At 76.2% G+C, this 1,937-nt stretch carries 3 protein-coding genes; all 3 read left to right on the top strand.

The window, feature by feature from the left end; translation table 11 throughout:
• On the top strand, positions 1–416 hold a 416-nt coding region (locus WN71_RS42165), incomplete at its 5' end, for a hypothetical protein (protein ID WP_167383003.1).
• Positions 417–482: 66 nt separating this feature from the next.
• On the top strand, positions 483–809 hold the full coding sequence (locus WN71_RS38840) for an acyl carrier protein (RefSeq protein ID WP_046592870.1): 327 nt from the start codon (positions 483–485) through the stop codon (positions 807–809).
• A partial coding sequence (locus WN71_RS38835) for a condensation domain-containing protein (RefSeq protein WP_240529919.1) occupies positions 806–1,937 on the top strand: 1,132 nt, incomplete at its 3' end. The genes WN71_RS38840 and WN71_RS38835, both read left to right, overlap by 4 nt.

Raw genomic sequence — 1,937 nt, 5'->3', positions numbered from 1 at the left:
GCCGCGCGGCCGTCGCGCTGTGGCAGGAGGCCGAGGCCGCCGTCGCCCGCGAGGACCTCACCGTGCGCGCGCTCATCGAGGCGCAGGGCCGCGGCACACCGCCCCGGCGCGCGGACCGGGCACCCGAACTCGCGCTGGTGCGGCAGGCGTTGCTGCGCCTCGACGGGGCCGTCGCCGCGTGGAAGCACCACCACCTGCGCCTGGTCTGGTCCCAGCTCGGCGGCCACCCCGAGAGCGCGCCGACGGACCGCCCGGAGACGTCACACGAGCCGGGTCAGGACCTGCCCAAGAGCCTGCGCGGCCAGTCCACGGCCGGCGTGCGCGCCATGGCCGAACGCAGCCTCTTCCCGCGGCTGTGGGACTCCGTCGACGACACCTACCGGGCGTTCGTGCCCGACCAGCAGACACCCGCCTGAACCCGCGCCCCGCCCGCCGGCCGGGCGGCACGCGACGCAGACGAAGAACGGAAGGACACGACTGCCGTGACGGCGACCGAATCCGCGACACACGGCACCGGTGAGCTCACCGCACTGGTGCACCGGGCCTGGGCCGACGCCCTCGGCCACGACGAATTCACCGACGAGGACAACTTCTTCCAGGTCGGCGGCCACTCCCTGGGCGCCCTCCAGGTGGTCAGGGACCTCGGCGCGGCGCTGGCCCGGCGGATCCCGGTACGGGTGCTGTTCCGCAACCCGACGGTGCGGTACCTGGCGGAGGCGCTCGCCGCCGCCGACACACCCGAGGCCGCGCGCACGGCGGACCCCGCGCGGGCCGCACGGCTGCCCCAGGCCGCGGAGGTGCGCCCGTGAACGGCGGACAGCACGGGTCGCCGGTCTCGGCCGCCCAGACGGAGATCTGGCTCGCGGACCGCTGCGAGCCCGAGTCGGGCCGCTACAACGTGCCGGTGGCCCTGGAGTTCACCGGCTCCCTCGACCCGGCCGCCCTGCGTCAGGCGTTCGGCGATCTGCTGACCCGGCATCCCGTCCTCGCGGGCCGGTTCGACGCCGAGGACGGCGATCTGCGCTTCGTCCCCGAGCCGTCCGCGCCAGTACCCCTGGGTGTCGTACGGCGACCCGGCTCGTGCCACGGCGAGGAAGCCGTGGCCGAGGCCGTGCGCGCGGCGCAGCGCCCCCTCGACCCGGCCACCGCGCCCCTGCTCCGCGCGGAGGCGCTGTGCCACGACGACGGCACGCTGCTGGTGCTGACGGTCCATCACATCGTCGCCGACGGGCGGACCCTGGACGTCCTGACGGACGATCTGCTCGCCGCGTACCGCGCCCGGCTGGAGGGTTCCGCCCCTGACGACGCCGCCCGGACACCGGATGCCGACGCGCTGCCCACTCGGCTCGCGTCCGACGGCACCCCGTCCGACGACATCCCGTCGTCCGTCGACGCCCCGGCAGGCGACACCCCCGCCGCCGGTGCCTCGGAGTACTGGGGAGCGCTCCTCGACGGCGAGCCCGTGCCGCTCGGCCCGCTGCCCGATCTGGTGCGCGCCGAGGGCAGGCTGCGCGGTGCGGCGGGATGGGCCGAGCGGGCGCTGTCCGCCGAACGCCTGGCCGCCGTAAGGGAGATCGCCGTACGCGAGGCGGTCTCGCCCGCCACGGTGCTGCTCGCCGCGTGGAGCCTGCTGCTGCACGCCTGGTCCGCCGAGCACGACGGCGTGCTCGGAATGCCGTTCGCCGGACGCCACACCCCCGGCTCCGAGGACGCCGTAGGACTGTTCACCCGGGTGCTCCCGGTCCGCAGCCGGCTGTCGGCCGAGGCCGGGTTCGGGTCCCGCGTCCGGGAGTTGGGCGAGCAGGTGCTGGACTCCATGGAGGCCCTCGCGGCCGACGGCTCCCCGGCCCCTGCCGCGGCTCCCTCGTACCGGGCGGTCTTCCTCCATCAGCCCCGCTCGGCCGCCCGGCACCAGGTGCCCGGAGCCGAGGTGCGCG

The sequence above is a fragment of the Streptomyces mangrovisoli genome (assembly GCF_000974985.2).
In the GTDB taxonomy this organism is placed as follows: Bacteria; Actinomycetota; Actinomycetes; order Streptomycetales; family Streptomycetaceae; genus Streptomyces; species Streptomyces mangrovisoli.
The sequence above is the reverse complement of the archived record's forward strand: the minus strand, read 5'-3'. Positions and strand labels throughout refer to the sequence as shown.